General features: G+C 60.1%; 18 protein-coding genes and 1 tRNA gene. 15 read left to right on the forward strand and 4 right to left on the reverse strand.

What is annotated here, in order from left to right:
• The first annotated feature begins 151 nt into the window (after nt 1–151).
• Both lptF and lptG read left to right on the forward strand, forming a co-directional pair.
• The gene (lptF, locus tag LW136_RS05915; protein ID WP_041013187.1) at nt 152–1,273 is read left to right on the forward strand and encodes an LPS export ABC transporter permease LptF; all 1,122 of its coding nucleotides are present in this window, start codon (nt 152–154) and stop codon (nt 1,271–1,273) included.
• Nucleotides 1,266–2,327: an LPS export ABC transporter permease LptG gene (gene lptG, locus LW136_RS05920; RefSeq protein ID WP_041013188.1), complete on the forward strand. Its 1,062-nt coding sequence runs from the start codon at nt 1,266–1,268 to the stop codon at nt 2,325–2,327. The genes lptF and lptG overlap by 8 nt, the downstream gene beginning before the upstream one ends.
• 78 nt (nt 2,328–2,405) lie before the next feature.
• Here the strand turns inward: lptG and LW136_RS05925 are convergent, their stop codons facing one another.
• The 3 genes from LW136_RS05925 to LW136_RS05935 all read right to left on the reverse strand — a co-directional run bounded on the left by LW136_RS05925 (nt 2,406) and on the right by LW136_RS05935 (nt 3,793).
• Nucleotides 2,406–2,903: an RDD family protein gene (locus LW136_RS05925; protein ID WP_014819452.1), complete on the reverse strand. Its 498-nt coding sequence runs from the start codon at nt 2,901–2,903 to the stop codon at nt 2,406–2,408.
• 95 nt (nt 2,904–2,998) lie between these two features.
• A complete protein-coding gene (locus LW136_RS05930) occupies nt 2,999–3,211 on the reverse strand; it encodes a cold-shock protein (RefSeq protein ID WP_003298189.1) in 213 nt (70 codons plus the stop codon).
• Nucleotides 3,212–3,706: 495 nt separating this feature from the next.
• Nucleotides 3,707–3,793, reverse strand: a tRNA-Leu gene (locus LW136_RS05935).
• Between the two features lie 113 nt (nt 3,794–3,906).
• On the opposite strand from LW136_RS05935, the gene queA reads away from it, so the two are divergent.
• The 6 genes from queA (at nt 3,907) to LW136_RS05965 (ending at nt 9,925) form a co-directional block, all read left to right on the forward strand.
• A complete protein-coding gene (gene queA, locus LW136_RS05940; RefSeq protein ID WP_041013189.1) occupies nt 3,907–4,956 on the forward strand; it encodes a tRNA preQ1(34) S-adenosylmethionine ribosyltransferase-isomerase QueA in 1,050 nt (349 codons plus the stop codon).
• Between the two features lie 14 nt (nt 4,957–4,970).
• Nucleotides 4,971–6,086, forward strand: coding sequence for a tRNA guanosine(34) transglycosylase Tgt (tgt, locus tag LW136_RS05945; RefSeq protein ID WP_023444168.1), 1,116 nt, complete (start codon nt 4,971–4,973; stop codon nt 6,084–6,086).
• A 42-nt stretch (nt 6,087–6,128) separates the two neighbouring features.
• The gene (yajC, locus tag LW136_RS05950) at nt 6,129–6,458 is read left to right on the forward strand and encodes a preprotein translocase subunit YajC (RefSeq protein ID WP_003296020.1); all 330 of its coding nucleotides are present in this window, start codon (nt 6,129–6,131) and stop codon (nt 6,456–6,458) included.
• 64 nt (nt 6,459–6,522) lie between these two features.
• Nucleotides 6,523–8,391 carry a protein translocase subunit SecD gene (gene secD / locus LW136_RS05955; protein WP_041013191.1) on the forward strand — a complete coding sequence of 623 codons (1,869 nt, stop codon included), beginning with the start codon at nt 6,523–6,525 and terminating at the stop codon, nt 8,389–8,391.
• 12 nt (nt 8,392–8,403) lie between these two features.
• Complete coding sequence (gene secF / locus LW136_RS05960; RefSeq protein WP_041013192.1) at nt 8,404–9,315, forward strand: protein translocase subunit SecF; 912 nt, start codon at nt 8,404–8,406, stop codon at nt 9,313–9,315.
• Nucleotides 9,316–9,391: 76 nt separating this feature from the next.
• Nucleotides 9,392–9,925: a glycine zipper 2TM domain-containing protein gene (locus tag LW136_RS05965; protein ID WP_014819457.1), complete on the forward strand. Its 534-nt coding sequence runs from the start codon at nt 9,392–9,394 to the stop codon at nt 9,923–9,925.
• 65 nt (nt 9,926–9,990) lie between these two features.
• Here LW136_RS05965 and suhB read toward each other — a convergent pair whose 3' ends face one another.
• Nucleotides 9,991–10,806, reverse strand: coding sequence for a type III secretion system regulator SuhB (gene suhB / locus LW136_RS05970; protein ID WP_023446554.1), 816 nt, complete (start codon nt 10,804–10,806; stop codon nt 9,991–9,993).
• Nucleotides 10,807–10,900: 94 nt separating this feature from the next.
• On the opposite strand from suhB, the gene trmJ reads away from it, so the two are divergent.
• The 7 genes from trmJ (at nt 10,901) to hscB (ending at nt 15,705) form a co-directional block, all read left to right on the forward strand.
• Nucleotides 10,901–11,737: a tRNA (cytosine(32)/uridine(32)-2'-O)-methyltransferase TrmJ gene (gene trmJ / locus LW136_RS05975; protein ID WP_234174757.1), complete on the forward strand. Its 837-nt coding sequence runs from the start codon at nt 10,901–10,903 to the stop codon at nt 11,735–11,737.
• Nucleotides 11,737–12,513, forward strand: a complete 777-nt coding sequence (gene cysE, locus LW136_RS05980; protein ID WP_041013194.1) for a serine O-acetyltransferase — start codon at nt 11,737–11,739, stop codon at nt 12,511–12,513. The genes trmJ and cysE overlap by 1 nt, the downstream gene beginning before the upstream one ends.
• Before the next feature lie 157 nt (nt 12,514–12,670).
• Nucleotides 12,671–13,162 (forward strand): Fe-S cluster assembly transcriptional regulator IscR, encoded by a 492-nt coding sequence (gene iscR, locus LW136_RS05985; RefSeq protein WP_014819461.1) that lies wholly within the window; start codon nt 12,671–12,673, stop codon nt 13,160–13,162.
• Nucleotides 13,163–13,193: 31 nt separating this feature from the next.
• A complete protein-coding gene (locus LW136_RS05990) occupies nt 13,194–14,408 on the forward strand; it encodes an IscS subfamily cysteine desulfurase (RefSeq protein ID WP_041013195.1) in 1,215 nt (404 codons plus the stop codon).
• Between the two features lie 43 nt (nt 14,409–14,451).
• Nucleotides 14,452–14,838 (forward strand): Fe-S cluster assembly scaffold IscU, encoded by a 387-nt coding sequence (gene iscU, locus LW136_RS05995; protein ID WP_003284664.1) that lies wholly within the window; start codon nt 14,452–14,454, stop codon nt 14,836–14,838.
• Nucleotides 14,839–14,852: 14 nt separating this feature from the next.
• Entirely contained in the window at nt 14,853–15,176 is a 324-nt protein-coding gene (gene iscA, locus LW136_RS06000) for an iron-sulfur cluster assembly protein IscA (RefSeq protein WP_003298170.1), read from the forward strand.
• Nucleotides 15,177–15,183: 7 nt separating this feature from the next.
• On the forward strand, nt 15,184–15,705 hold the full coding sequence (gene hscB, locus LW136_RS06005; protein ID WP_041013196.1) for a co-chaperone HscB: 522 nt from the start codon (nt 15,184–15,186) through the stop codon (nt 15,703–15,705).
• The last annotated feature ends 29 nt before the right edge of the window (nt 15,706–15,734 follow it).

Genomic DNA, 15,734 nt, shown 5'->3' on the forward strand with positions numbered 1-15,734 from the left:
TCGTCGATGCTTCCGCGATTGTTTCGGCGCGGGGGTCCGCGTCCGCTCGGTGCGTCATTACCCAATTTCCAACGGCCCGCTCCGGCGGGCCGGCAACTGGCGGCTAGTTTGAGCGTTGCCGCCAGAGCCTGACAACCCTGGAGTGTCTGGTTTGATCGTCTTTCGTTACCTGTCCCGAGAGCTGCTGGTCACCATGAGCGCGGTCAGTGCCGTGCTGCTGGTAATCATCATGAGTGGCCGTTTCATCAAGTATCTGGCGCAGGCTGCGCAGGGACTGCTCGACCCAGGGGTGCTGTTGCTGATCATGGGCTTTCGTCTGCCCGGCTTTCTGCAGCTCATCCTACCGCTCGGACTGTTTCTCGGCATTCTGCTGGCCTACGGGCGCCTCTATCTGGAAAGCGAAATGACGGTGCTTTCGGCCACGGGCATGAGCCAGCGCCGGCTGCTGGTCTACAGCCTGGCGCCCGCCGCCCTGGTGGCGGTCGTGGTGGGCTGGCTGAGCCTGGGGTTGGCGCCGCAGGGCATCGCCGAGGTGGACCGTATCCTCAATCAGCAGGACTCCCTGACCGAGTTCGACACGCTGGTGCCGGGGCGCTTTCAGACGTTGCGCGGCGGTTCACGGGTAACCTACACCCGCGAACTGTCGGCTGACCGCAGCGAGCTCGGCGGGGTGTTCATCTCCGAAACCAATGTCTCGCGTCAGACCGGAAAGGAAAGCGGGCTGTCGGTGCTGGTTGCCGAGAGCGGACGGCAGGAAGTCCAGCCCGATGGCAGTCGCTATCTGATTCTGGAAAACGGCTATCGTTATGACGGCAACCCGGGGCAGGCCGGTTACCGCGCCATCCAGTACGACACCTATGGCGTGCTGCTTCCCAAGCCGGAGGTGAACATGGAGCTGAGCGAACGTGAGGCGCTGCCGACTCGGGAGCTGCTCGGCAGCGACAACATCCGTCATCGCACCGAGCTGCAGTGGCGCTTCTCATTGCCGTTGCTGGTGTTCGTCGTTACCGTGCTCGCGGTGCCGCTGGCCAAGGTGAATCCGCGGCAGGGGCGTTTTCTCAAGCTGCTGCCGGCGATCCTTCTGTACATGACCTACCTTGCGTTGCTGATCGCCGTGCGCGGTGCGCTGGACAAGGGGCGAATCCCGATGGCGCTGGGCCTTTGGTGGGTGCACGGGCTGTTCCTGGCGATAGGCCTGTTGATGCTTTACTGGGAGCCGATCAGGCTGCGGATGAAGAAGAGCATTGCGCAGCGGGAGGTGGCTCGTGGTTAAGCTGGATCGCTACATCGGAGTCCATGTCTTTCTCGCGATTCTGACTGTCCTCGGCATCATCGTGGGTCTGGCTCTGCTATTCGCGTTCATCGATGAATTGAGTGATGTAGAAGGCAGCTACGGGCTGGGCGATGCCCTGCAGTACGTACTGCTGACGTCGCCTCGGCGTCTGTATGAAATGCTGCCTATGGCGGCGCTGATCGGTTGTTTGATCGGTCTTGGCACGCTTGCCAGCAGCAGCGAGCTGACCATCATGCGCGCGGCTGGTGTCTCGCTGGGGCGCATCGTGGTGGCGGTGATGAAGCCGATGCTGGTGCTGCTCATTGCCGGCATTCTGATCGGTGAGTACGTTGCGCCAGCGTCCGAGGACATCGCCCAGGCGCGGCGCTCCCTGGCGCAGGGCGCAGGCGAGGCGCAGAGCAGCAAGCGCGGCCTGTGGCACCGGCAGGAGAACGAGTTTGTGCACGTCAACGCCGTGCAGCCCGGCGGCATGCTGGTGGGGGTGACACGTTATCGCTTCGATGACGAGCGCCGCTTGCTGTCGTCCAGTTTTGCCCGTCGCGCCAGCTATCAGGCTGATCACTGGCTGCTCGAGAATATCTCGACCACCCATTTTCGCGGCGATCACACCGAGGTGGTGCGCACGCCGCAGGAACGCTGGGATGTTCAGCTGACGCCGCAGCTACTCGGGACGGTGGTGATGGAGCCGGAAGCGCTATCAATCACCGGCTTGTGGCGCTATATCCACTACCTGGGTGAGCAGGGGCTGAACAACGGTCGTTACTGGCTGGCGTTCTGGACCAAGGTGCTGCAGCCGGCCGTCACCGTTGCGCTGGTGCTGCTGGCGATCTCGTTCATCTTCGGGCCACTGCGCTCGGTCACGCTTGGTCAGCGCATCTTTACCGGCGTAGTGGTCGGCTTCGTGTTCCGCATTATTCAGGATTTGCTCGGGCCGGCTAGCCAGGTGTTCGGCTTCTCGCCGTTGCTTGCGGTGGTGCTGCCAGCGGGCATCTGTGCACTCATCGGTGCCTGGTTGCTGCGTCGGGCGGGATGACGGGTGCCTCCGGCGCGAACCGCCGGAGGCGCTGTCGACAAGGTTTGGGTCAGTGTTGGCTCGGTGCGCAGAGCAAAGTCACTTCTTGTGAATGTTCTTCGGTAGCTGAACGGCCTGGCTCTCCGAGTACATGTCGTGCCAAGTGCGGTTCTGTTTGTCGAGCAGCATCCACCAATAACCCATGCCCAGGCACAGCAGCGAAACCAGTGCGATCAGAAAACGCAGAAGCGCCTGCCAAAGATCGATGGCGGTTCCGTCTGCATTCTGGATCCGGATGCCCCAGACCTGCATGCCCAGCGTTTGGCCGCTGTGGGTCCAAAACTTGGCGAAAAAGCCGAACAGGCTGAACAGCAGCAGAGTCGAGAGCAGGGGGTCGATGTCCAGGCGGCCGGCATCCGCGAGCTGCTGCAGTTGTTCACTGCCGTAGAGCAGGCGCAGCAGCACTTGCTGATAGAGCAGTGTCACTACCATCATCAAGGCGATGCACAGCAGGCTGTCATAAAACATTGCAGCAAGCCGGCGTACCAGGCCGGCGGCGGGAAACTGGCCCTGCGGGCTGAGCAGGTGTCTGCGCATTGGGTGTCTCGATCAAAGAGGTGGGCGGCGCATTCTACGGAATTGCGCGCATAAAAAAGCCCCTGATGTTGCCATCAGGGGCTTTTCGGAGAGGCTTAGCCCAGGATCTGAACCTGGTCTGCCTGCATGCCCTTTTGACCTTGCACTGCGACGAAACTGACTTTCTGCCCTTCTTTCAGGCTCTTGAAGCCGTTGCCTTCGATCGCGCGGAAGTGCACGAACAGATCCGGACCGCTCTCGGGAGTGATGAAACCAAAACCTTTCTCGTCGTTAAACCACTTGACGGTACCGTTCTGACGATTCGACATGTCTTTGTATCCTTGAAACTCAAAAGTAGAATTGCCCCTGCAGAGCAGGAAGCTGGAACTGGTTGCAAGGAGTAAGAGAGTCGAGCGGAGTAGCGGATCTGAAGATCTACTGCACCAGGTCACGAATCAACAGCGACCCATGCAAACACAGTGGGCACACTCTACGATAACTCGCCAGGGAATGCCAACCCCTCGGAGCCATAGAATTTGCCTGTCCAGGCGGCGCCATTTGGCGCTTTTTGACGTGGCTTTGACTCGCCTTATTCGCTGTTGCGAGAGAGGCAGTGCCACGAGTCGACTGCATCGATATCGAGTGTCAGTCTGAGGGAAAGCGATGTAGCTGACGTTGCTTGCCGTGCTGCCGATCCAGATTGTCCGGATGCTTGCATGCGGCCTGATGCGCTTTGAAGCTTCGCTACGGCGTTAGACTTGCATGCGATCCGGTTACCCGTTTCGCTAAGCATGCAGCTTGGCTGCGTTGTAGCGATTCACTGATGGTGCCTCGAGAGAGACTCGAACTCTCACGTTGTTACCAACGGCGGATTTTGAATCCGCTGCGTCTACCGATTCCGCCATCGAGGCACAGTGGGCGCGCAGTATAGGGATGCGCGACGGGGTGGTCAATCGCTTGGCGTGGTCAGGTCGACGTGTTTCGGATAAGATTTGCGCCCTTTCCGCGTCCCGACCTCCGATCCATGCAAGTTGCCGATTTTTTCTTCCAGCTGCCCGATGCCCTGATCGCACGACATCCCCTGGCGGAGCGGCGCGCCAGTCGTCTGCTGGTGCTCGAAGGCGAAACGGGAAAGCTCTCGCATCGCAACTTCGCCGATCTGCTGGACCATGTGCGGCCCGGCGATCTGATGGTGTTCAACAATACCCGGGTGATCCCGGCGCGCCTGTTCGGTCAGAAAGCTAGCGGCGGCAAGCTGGAAATCCTTGTCGAAAGGGTAGTCGGCAATCGCAGCGTTCTGGCGCATGTCCGTTCCAGCAAGTCGCCCAAGGCCGGATCGAAGATCCTGCTCGATGGCGGCGGCGAAGCAGAAATGATCGCCCGGCATGATGCGCTGTTCGAACTCGAGTTCGACGAGGATGTTCTGCCGTTGCTCGAGCGCATCGGGCACATGCCATTGCCTCCTTATATAGACAGGCCTGACGCCGCCGCTGACCGCGAGCGTTACCAGACCGTCTACGCGCAGCGCGCCGGTGCCGTGGCTGCGCCGACCGCAGGACTGCACTTCGATGAGGCGCTGCTGCAGACGCTGCGTGAGTCTGGCGTGGAAACGGCCTACGTTACCCTTCATGTTGGCGCCGGCACCTTTCAGCCGGTGCGCGTGGAGCGTATCGAAGAGCATCACATGCATCGCGAATGGCTGGAGGTCGGCCAGGATGTCGTCGATGCGGTGGCGGCCTGTCGCTCCCGTGGTGGGCGCGTGATCGCTGTCGGTACTACCAGCGTGCGTTCGCTGGAGACGGCGGCGCGCGATGGTGAACTCAAGCCGTTCAGTGGCGACACCGATATCTTCATCTACCCAGGCAAGAGCTTTCATGTGGTGGATGCACTGGTCACCAATTTCCATCTACCTGAATCCACGCTGCTGATGCTGGTTTCCGCCTTCGCCGGTTATCCGGAGACCATGGCGGCCTACGCCGAAGCGGTGGCTCAGCGTTATCGCTTCTTCAGTTACGGCGATGCCATGTTCATCACCCGCAATCCCGCGCCGCGCGGCCCCGAGGAAACCCAATGACTCGCTCCTGCCATATGTCCTTCGAGTTGCTTGCCACCGATGGCAAGGCGCGCCGCGGACGTCTGACCTTTCCGCGCGGCACCGTCGAGACGCCGGCGTTCATGCCAGTGGGCACTTACGGTACCGTCAAAGGCATGCTGCCACGTGACATCGAGGCGATCGGCGCGCAGATCATTCTGGGCAACACCTTCCATCTCTGGTTGCGCCCTGGCACTGAAGTGATCAAGCGCCATGGGGACCTGCACGACTTCATGCAGTGGCAGGGGCCTATCCTCACCGACTCGGGCGGCTTTCAGGTGTTCAGCCTGGGCGCGATGCGCAAGATCAAGGAGGAGGGCGTCTACTTCGCCTCTCCGGTAGATGGCGCAAAAGTCTTCATGGGGCCGGAGGAGTCGATGCAGGTCCAGCGTGACCTGGGCTCGGATATCGTGATGATCTTCGATGAATGCACGCCTTATCCCGCTGACGAAGACGTGGCGCGGCGTTCGATGGAGCTGTCGCTGCGCTGGGCCAAGCGCTCGAAGGTCGCCCATGGCGACAGTCCGGCTGCGCTGTTCGGCATTGTTCAGGGCGGTATGCACGAATCTTTGCGCATGCGCTCGCTGGAAGGGCTTTGCGAGATCGGGTTTGATGGCCTGGCGATTGGCGGCCTTTCGGTTGGCGAGCCGAAGGAAGAGATGATCCGTGTGCTGGATTTTCTTCCGCCACAGATGCCAGCGGATAAGCCACGCTATCTGATGGGGGTGGGCAAGCCGGAGGACTTGGTCGAAGGTGTGCGGCGCGGCGTCGATATGTTCGACTGCGTGATGCCAACGCGCAATGCGCGAAATGGGCATCTTTTCGTTGATAGCGGTGTGATCAAGATCCGCAACGCCGTTCACAAACACGACGATTCTCCGCTGGATCCGAGCTGTGACTGTTACACCTGCAAACATTTCTCCCGCGCTTATCTGCATCATCTGGATAAATGCGGCGAAATGCTGGGTAGCATGTTGAATACTATCCATAACCTGCGGCATTACCAGCGGGTTATGGCTGGTTTACGCGACGCCATTCAACAGGGTACATTGGCGGCCTTTGTCGACGCCTTTTATGCCAAGCGCGGTCTGCCAACGCCGCCGCTTGCGTGACGTGCCAGAACAAAACAATCCTTTCTGCAACAGGAGTGCTACATGAGCTTTCTGATTCCCGCCGCCTATGCCCAGGAGGCTGCTGCTGGTCCTGCTGGTACTGGTTTCGAGTGGGTTTTTCTGGTCGGTTTTCTGGTCATCTTCTACCTGATGATCTGGCGCCCCCAGTCCAAGCGTGCCAAGGAACACAAGAACCTGATCGCCGGCCTGCAGAAGGGCGACGAAGTGGTCACTTCCGGCGGTATCGCTGGCAAGGTCACTAAGGTCGCCGATGACTTCGTGGTGATCGAGGTGTCTGACAACGTTGAGCTGAAGTTCCAGAAAGTGGCGATCGCCGCAACGTTGCCCAAGGGCACACTGAAAGCCATCTGAGCTGACTTCATTCAATATCGACGGGGCGCGCAAGGCGCCCCGCGTTCATTAAACGGGCTGCGTCATGCTCAATAGATTCCCTCTCTGGAAATACCTGCTGATTCTGGCAGTGCTCGCGATCGCCTTTATTTACTCTGCTCCCAACCTCTATCCGGATGACCCGGCGATTCAGGTTACCGGTGCCAGCACATCGCAGGAGATCGGCGAGGCAGACCTCGAGCGCATCAGCAAAGCACTCGTGGATGGTGGTATCGCGGTCAAGTCTGCGTCCCTGGACGAGCAGGGCCGAGGTGGCCTTGTGCGTCTCGAGCGTCAGGATGATCAGTTGCCGGCAAAAGATATCGTGCGCCGAGCGCTCGGCGACGCCTACGTAGTTGCGCTCAATCTGGCGCCTACGACTCCCGACTGGTTGCGCAATCTTGGCGCAAGCCCGATGAAGCTTGGTCTGGATCTCTCCGGTGGTGTGCACTTCCTCCTGGAAGTGGACATGGACAAGGCAATTGAAACGCGCCTGAACGTCTCCGAGGGTGAGGTCAAGAGTCTGCTGCGCAAGGAGCGTGTGCGATACCGCAGTCTGCCGAATCTGAAGGATTCGGTGCAGTTGGGCTTTGCCGATGAGGCTACCTTGGATGCCGCCCAATCGCTCATCCGCAAGGAATTTACCGACTTCGAGCTGACGTCCGCAGAGCGCAACGGCCAGTACGTGCTGCGTCTGACGCTGACCGAAGCCAAGCTGGCGGAAATTCGCGAGTACTCGATCAAGCAGAACCTGACCACGGTGCGTAATCGCGTCAACGAACTCGGCGTGGCTGAGCCGTTGGTTCAGCGTCAAGGTGCCAATCGGATCGTCGTCGAGCTGCCGGGGGTGCAGGATACGGCCGAGGCCAAACGTATCCTCGGCAAGACGGCGAACCTTGAGTTCCGCCTGGCTGCCGATTCAGATGCATCGCGTGCTTCCACCGAAACCTTCGAGTTCCGCGAAGAGGGCCGCCCGCCGGTTCAGCTTGAACGCACACTGATCATTACAGGTGATCAGGTGACCGACGCCCAGGCCAGCTACGACGAGAATGGCCGTCCGCAGGTGAATATCCGGCTCGATGGCCACGGCGGCGATCTGATGAATCGCGCCACGCGCAACAATGTAGGGCGCAGCATGGCCGTGATCTTCATCGAGCAGCGGCCGATGACTCGCTATGTGCGGCAGACGGTTGATGGTGTTGAGCAGGAAGTGCGCGTCGAGACCTTCCAGGAAGAAAAGACGATCATCAGCCTTGCAACTATCCAGTCGCCACTCGGCAGCCAGTTCCGCATCACCGGCCTCGATGGCCAGGGCGAGTCGTCAGAGCTGGCGTTGCTGCTGCGTGCCGGTGGTCTGGCGGCGCCGATGTACTTCGCAGAAGAGCGCACCATCGGCCCGAGCCTGGGCGCGGAGAACATCAAGCTGGGCGTCCAGGCAGCCATGTGGGGCTTCCTCTTCGTCGCCATCTTCATGGTGCTGATCTACAAGTTCTTCGGTGTGTTGGCGACCATTGCGCTGCTGTTCAATATGGTCGTGCTGACAGCCCTGATGTCGATGCTCAATGCCACGCTGACCCTTCCGGGTATTGCCGGTATCGTGTTGACCATGGGTATGGCGGTGGATGCCAACGTGCTGATCTTCTCGCGAATCCGCGAGGAGATCGCCAATGGCATGTCGATCCAGCGCGCCATCCATGAAGGCTTCGATCGGGCCTTCTCGGCGATCGTCGACGGTAACCTGACCACTCTGCTGGTCGGCGGCATCCTGTTCGCCATGGGGACCGGCCCGATCAAGGGCTTCGCGGTTACCCTTTCGATCGGCATCCTGACGTCGATGTTTACCGCAATCATCGTGACGCGCGCCATGGTCAACCTGATCTACGGTGGCCGCGATCTCAAGAAGCTGTGGATTTAAGGGGCTAGCACGATGAAACGCGTAATCAATTTCATGGGTGTCCGCCATGTGGCCTTCGCCCTGACCGTGGTGCTGACCGTTGCGTCACTGGCGAGCCTGGTGGTCAAGGGGCTCAACTTCGGGTTGGACTTTACTGGCGGTACACTGATCGAGCTCGGCTATGAGCGCCCGGTTGAACTCGAGCAGGTGCGTGGGCAGCTGGTGCAATCCGGTTTTGGCGACGCTGTAGTGCAGAGCTTCGGTGCGACTACTGACGTGCTGGTGCGCATGCCGGGCGACGATCCTCAGCTGGGAGAGCGCATCGCTGATGCATTGCGCGGCGCTGACAGTGCCAACTCGGTGAGCGTCAAGCGAGTCGAGTTCGTCGGGCCTGCGGTGGGTGAGGAGCTGCGCGACCAGGGTGGCCTGGGCATGCTGCTCGCGCTGGGTGGTATTCTGGTCTACGTGGCCTTTCGCTTTCAGTGGAAGTTCGGTCTCGGTGCCGTGCTGTCGCTGTTCCACGATGTGATCGTCGTTCTCGGGGTGTTCTCCTTTTTCCAGATATCGTTCGATCTCACTGTGCTGGCCGCTGTGCTGGCGGTTATCGGCTATTCGCTGAACGACACAATCGTCATCTTTGACCGGATCCGCGAAAACTTCCGCATGCTGCGCAAGGCGGAGCTGCTGGAAAATATCAATATCTCCACGACGCAAACCTTGCTGCGCACCATGGCAACTTCGGTATCCACGTTGCTGGCTGTCGGTGCGCTCATGGTCTTTGGTGGCGAGAATCTGTGGGGCTTCTCGTTGGCGCTGTTGATCGGCGTTGGAGCAGGCACGTACTCGTCGATCTATGTCGCTGGCATGCTGCTCGTCTGGCTGAAGCTCACCCGTGACGACCTGATTCCACCAGTGGTGGAAGAGGAAGCGGACGAGCGCCCCTGATCTTCTTCGAACTTCCGCAGCCTAGAGGAGTCCAAGGCTGCGGAACGGGCGCAGCCCGAAGGAAGAGGAAGTCATAGTGAACAAGTCCATGTTGGTCGGTACGGCGCTCGGAGTGGTGGTCGCCACGGCTGGCGGCGCTTTCGCTACTTATAGTCTGGTTGATCGCGGGCCGAAATTCGCCGATGTGCTGGCGGTGGAGCCGATCAAGGAAACCATTCGGACTCCGCGAGAGGTTTGCAAGGATGTCGCGGTGACTCGGCAGAAACCAGTGCAGGATCAGCATCGCATCGCAGGTACAGCAGTGGGTGCGGTGGTTGGTGGCCTGCTCGGCAATCAGGTTGGTGGCGGTACCGGCAAGAAAATTGCGACGGTCGCCGGTGCGGTCGGTGGCGGTTATGCAGGCAATCAGGTGCAGGGCCGCATGCAGGCCAGCAGCACCTATACCACTACCGAAACACGTTGCAGCACGGTAACCGATTCGCACGACAAGATCGTCGGCTACGACGTGAAGTACGACCTCGCCGGCAAGGTGGGTCGCGTACGCATGGATCGCGATCCGGGTAGCCAGATCCCGGTGCAGGATGGACAGTTGTCGCTATCGCAGCAGTGAGTTGAGCGATTGTGCAGCAACAAAAAAACGCCCCGTTGGGGCGTTTTTTTATGCCGCTATCGTTCTCAGCGCTTGAGAGAAGGTGTCAGGTGCGGCTGGATAGTGGTCAGTACCGCCTTGAAGCATTTGGTGTTGCCGGCAACGATCTGGCCCTTCTCAAGGAAGTCATGGCCGCCGCTGAAATCGCTCACCAAGCCGCCGGCTTCCTGGATCAGCAGTGCGCCTGCCGCCATGTCCCATTCGGAAAGGCCAAACTCCCAGAACGCATCGAAGCGGCCTGCAGCGACATAAGCCAGGTCGAGGCTTGCGGCGCCGGCACGACGTAGGCCGGAGGTCTGGCCGACCAGGCTGCGGAACATCTTCAAGTAGCTGTCCAGGTTGTCCATCTGGCCATCCTTGAACGGAAAGCCGGTGCCGAGCAGTGCGCCGTCCAGGCTCTTGCGTGCGCTAACGCGCAGGCGGCGGCCGTTCAGGGCGGCGCCGCGGCCGCGGCTGGCGGTGAATTCTTCCTGGCGTACCGGGTCCAGCACGACCGCGTGTTCCAGGCGCCCGCGGTACTTGCAGGCGATGCTGACGGCGTAGTGAGGAATGCCGCGGACAAAATTGGTGGTTCCATCCAGCGGGTCGATGATCCACAGGTAATCGGCGCCGTCCCCGCTGCCTTCGAGCAGTCCGCCTTCCTCGCCCAGGATGCCGTGATTCGGGTAGGCCTTGCGCAGCGCATTGACGATGCTCTGCTCTGCGGCCTTGTCGATTTCGGTGACGTAATCCTTCGCTTCTTTCTCGTTGACCGAGATTGCATCCAGGCGATCGGTGGAACGGACAATCAGTTCGCCGGCGCTGCGGGCGGCGCGCAGCGCGATATTCAGCATGGGCTGCATGGATCAATTACCTGGTCGTTAAAGAAAGCGCGAAATTCTATCAGGAAAGCGCCGGCGCATGTAGCGTCACGGTGGTGGTTGCAGGGGGCGGCAGATGGCGGATCGGGAGCCGCTTCCTGTAAGCTTTCTGCTCGCTTTCAAGCAGAGAATTATTGTGTCGCTGCAGAACATTCGTGTCGTGCTGGTCAATACCAGTCATGCCGGCAACATCGGTGGTGCGGCTCGCGCCATGAAGAACATGGGGCTTTCGCGCCTGGTCTTGGTCGATCCCGAGGATTTCCCGAGTCCCAACGCCGTGGCCAGAGCGTCCGGTGCAACCGACATTCTCGATAGTGCACGGGTCGTTGCAACGCTGGAAGAGGCGCTGGCTGGTTGCAGTCTGGTGCTCGGAACCAGCGCTCGTGATCGGCGCATTCCCTGGCCGTTGCTCGATCCTCGGGAGTGCGCGTCGGTTTCCGTGGAGCAGTCTGCAGGGGGCGGCGAAGTCGCATTGGTATTCGGTCGCGAGTACGCGGGGCTGACCAATGAGGAGTTGCAGCGCTGTCAGTACCACGTCCATATCCCGTCTGACCCACAGTTCAGTTCATTGAATCTCGCTGCGGCCGTGCAGGTGCTTACCTACGAGGTGCGCATGGCCTGGTTGGCTGCCGAGGGGCGGCCAACCAAGGTCGAAAAACTGGAAACCACGGCGATGCTGGATGCCCAGCCCGTGACTGTCGACGAGCTGGAGAATTACTTCGGTCATCTTGAGCAGGCTCTGGTGGATATCGGCTTTCTCGATCCGGCCAAGCCCAGGCATCTGATGCCCCGATTGCGTCGGCTCTACGGGCGCAGCGGTATCAGCAAGCTGGAAATGAATATCCTGCGCGGTATTCTCACCGAGACACAAAAGGCTGCCCGCGGCGAGCCTCACAAGCGGAGAAGTGATTGATGTTCGAACGCATGCGCGAAGACATTCAAAGCGTTTTCCATCGCGATCCGGCGGCACGCAATGCGTTCGAAGTTCTGACCTGTTATCCGGGGCTGCACGCCATCTGGATTCATCGCCTGTCCCATTGGCTGTGGGTGCATGAATTCAAGTGGCTTGCGCGGATGTCCTCGAATCTGGGGCGCTGGCTGACCGGGGTCGAGATCCATCCGGGCGCCAGGATTGGCCGGCGATTCTTTATTGATCACGGGATGGGCATCGTCATTGGCGAGACCGCGGAAATTGGCGATGACGTGACGCTCTATCACGGCGTGACACTCGGTGGCACCAGCTGGAATAAGGGCAAGCGCCATCCGACGCTTGAAGGCGGTGTAATCGTGGGGGCGGGCGCGAAGATCCTCGGGCCGTTCACCGTCGGCGCGGGCGCGAAGATCGGCTCCAATGCGGTGGTTACCCGTGAAGTGCCGCCGGGAGCGACGGCGGTTGGGATTCCGGGGCGGGTGATCGTCAAATCCAGCGATGAGCAGGAAGCCAAGCGCAAGGCCATTGCCGAGAAGATCGGATTCGACGCCTATGGCGTCAGCGAGGATATGCCCGATCCCGTCGCGCGAGCCATTGGGCAGTTGCTGGATCATGTTCAGGCCGTAGAGGAGCGCTTGGAGGGCATGTGTGGCGCGCTCAAGGCGCTGGGCAGCGATTATTGCGCCAAGGACCTTCCGGAGCTGCGAGAAGAAGACTTCGTTGAAGTGAAGTCCGACGCTGGCGATGCCCGCACCTGAAGTGCGCGGGCTGGCAGCAGCTGGTATCATGCCGGCCCGCTGCCTCCGGCCGGGCGTGGTCCAGACTAAAGACCTACTGAATTAATAGGTCTTATAGTTGACTCAAATACTCGGGAATTGCATAATTGCGCCAAACCGTAATGCTTGGTGCAGACCGATGCGATTAACCACCAAAGGCCGTTATGCCGTGACCGCCATGCTCGATCTGGCGCTGCATGCGCAGCATGGGCCGGTCTCCCTGGCCGATATTTCCGAGCGGCAGGGTATTTCCCTTTCCTATCTCGAGCAGCTTTTCGCGAAGCTGCGCCGCGGCAGCCTAGTGACCAGCGTGCGAGGGCCCGGCGGCGGCTATCAGCTTTCTCGCGACATGGCCGGCATTCAGGTCGCCCAGGTCATCGACGCTGTGAACGAGTCGGTCGATGCCACGCGTTGCCAAGGTCTGGGCGGCTGTCACTCTGGCGATACCTGCCTGACTCACCATCTGTGGTGTGACCTCAGCCAGCAGATTCATGAATTCCTTAGCGGCATCAGCCTGGCCGACCTGGTCAAGCGCCAGGACGTGCAGCAGGTCGCCCTGCGCCAAGACATGCGCAAGGCTGGCGGCACTTCGCCGCATATGGACAAGATAGAAACGTCCGCCATCGATTGAGCAGGGCGACTGCCTGATAGGAGATATCTGAATGAAATTGCCGATTTACCTGGACTACTCTGCGACCACACCTGTGGATCCGCGTGTTGCCGCCAAGATGATCGAGTGCCTCACCAACGAAGGCAACTTCGGCAATCCGGCGTCGCGCTCTCATGCCTTTGGCTGGAAAGCCGAGGAAGCCGTGGAGAATGCGCGCCGTCAGGTTGCTGAGCTGGTCAACGCCGATCCCCGTGAAATCGTCTGGACATCCGGTGCAACCGAGTCGGACAACCTGGCCATCAAGGGCGTCGCGCATTTCTATGCGTCCAAGGGCAAGCACATCGTCACCACCAAGATCGAGCACAAGGCGGTACTGGATACCACTCGCCAGCTCGAGCGCGAAGGCTTCGAGGTCACGTATCTCGAACCGGGCGAGGATGGCATCGTCACGCCAGTGATGGTCGAAGCTGCGCTGCGCGACGACACTATTCTTGTGTCGGTCATGCACGTGAACAACGAGATCGGCACTATCAACGACATCACCGCCATCGGCGAGCTGACCCGTTCTCGCGGCATTCTTTTCCATGTCGATGCGGCGCAGTCGACCGGCAAGGTCGAAATCGATCTGGAGAAGATGAAGGTCGATCTGATGTCCTTCTCTGCTCATAAGACCTATGGGCCGAAGGGCGTGGGTGCGCTGTATGTTCGCCGTAAGCCCCGCGTCCGCCTTGAGGCACAGATGCATGGCGGTGGCCATGAGCGTGGCATGCGTTCCGGTACGCTGGCTACGCACCAGCTGGTCGGCATGGGCGAAGCCTTTCGTATTGCGAAAGACGAAATGGCCCAAGAGAACGAGCGCGTTCGCTCCCTGCGTGATCGCTTCTACAAGCAGGTCGAGCATCTCGAAGAGCTTTATGTGAACGGTAGCCTGACCGCCCGTGTGCCGCACAATCTGAACCTCAGCTTCAACTACGTCGAGGGTGAGTCGCTGATCATGGCGCTCAAGGATCTGGCGGTATCGTCTGGCTCCGCCTGTACGTCCGCTTCGCTGGAGCCGTCGTACGTGCTGCGTGCCCTGGGTCGTAACGACGAATTGGCGCATAGCTCCATCCGTTTCACCTTCGGTCGGTTCACTACTGAAGAGGAAATCGACTACGCAGCGCAGAAGGTTTGCGAGGCCGTCACCAAGCTGCGCGAGCTTTCGCCCCTGTGGGACATGTTCAAAGACGGCGTCGACATTTCCAAGGTCGAGTGGCAAGCCCACTGACCGGCGTCAAGCGCCGCACAGCCTGATCTAAGAGGATTGCACCATGGCATACAGCGATAAGGTCATCGACCACTACGAAAACCCGCGCAACGTCGGCAAGTTCGACGCTGAAGACCCGAGCATCGGTACCGGCATGGTAGGTGCGCCGGCATGTGGCGACGTGATGCGTTTGCAGATCAAGGTCAACGAGCAGGGCGTCATCGAAGATGCCAAGTTCAAGACCTATGGTTGCGGCTCCGCCATCGCGTCCAGCTCGCTTGCTACCGAGTGGATGAAGGGCAAGACCCTGGAAGAAGCGGAAACCATCAAGAACACGCAGCTGGCTGAAGAGCTGGCGCTGCCGCCGGTGAAGATTCACTGCTCCGTGCTCGCCGAAGATGCGATCAAGGCGGCTGTGCGTGATTACCGCGAAAAGAAAGGTCTGCTTTAAATAGGGAGGTTGCGATGGCTATCACCATGACGCCCGCTGCAGCCCAGCACGTTCGCCGTTCGCTGGACGGGCGAGGCAAGGGTGTAGGTGTGCGACTCGGGGTGCGTACGACCGGCTGTTCCGGCTTGGCGTACGTACTTGAGTTCGTCGACGAAACGGCAGCCGAAGACTCGGTGTTCGAGAGTCATGGGGTCAAGGTGATCATTGATCCCAAGAGCTTGGTATACCTCGACGGCACGGAACTCGACTTCGTTCGCGAAGGGCTCAACGAGGGCTTCAAGTTCAATAACCCGAACGTTCGTGGCGAGTGTGGCTGCGGCGAGAGCTTCAATATCTGAGGACGCCGTGGGTACTCCCTGTCATTTTGCATTGTTCGAGTTGAAGCCCGAGTTCGAGCTGGATCTCGCGTCTCTTGCCGATCGCTATCGAGAGCTTGCTCGCCAGGTTCACCCTGATCGCTTTGCCGACGCTGGCGAAAGCGAGCAGCGTCAGGCCCTTGAGCGCTCCGCCAACCTCAATGAGGCCTACCTGACGCTCAAGAGTCCGAGCCGCCGGGCAAGGTATCTGTTGGCCATCGAGGGGCATGAGGTTCCACTGGAAGCGACTGTTCAGGATCCCGCGTTCCTCATGCAGCAGATGCATTGGCGCGAGGAGCTTGAAGAGCTCCATGAGCAGGCCGATCTGGATGGCGTAGCGGCGTTCAAGTCGCGCCTGAAGCAGGCGCAGCAGGGGCTTAACGATGATTTCGCCCGCATCTGGCAGGATTCTGAGCGGCGTGCCGATGCTGAGCGTCTGGTTCGACGCATGCAGTTTCTCGACAAGCTGACCCAGGAAGTGCGCCAACTCGAAGAGCGCCTCGACGATTAACCCCGCGCAGCGCCCGGCGTTGCGCCCGA

Source organism: Stutzerimonas kunmingensis (assembly GCF_021432085.1).
Classification (GTDB): Bacteria; Pseudomonadota; Gammaproteobacteria; order Pseudomonadales; family Pseudomonadaceae; genus Stutzerimonas.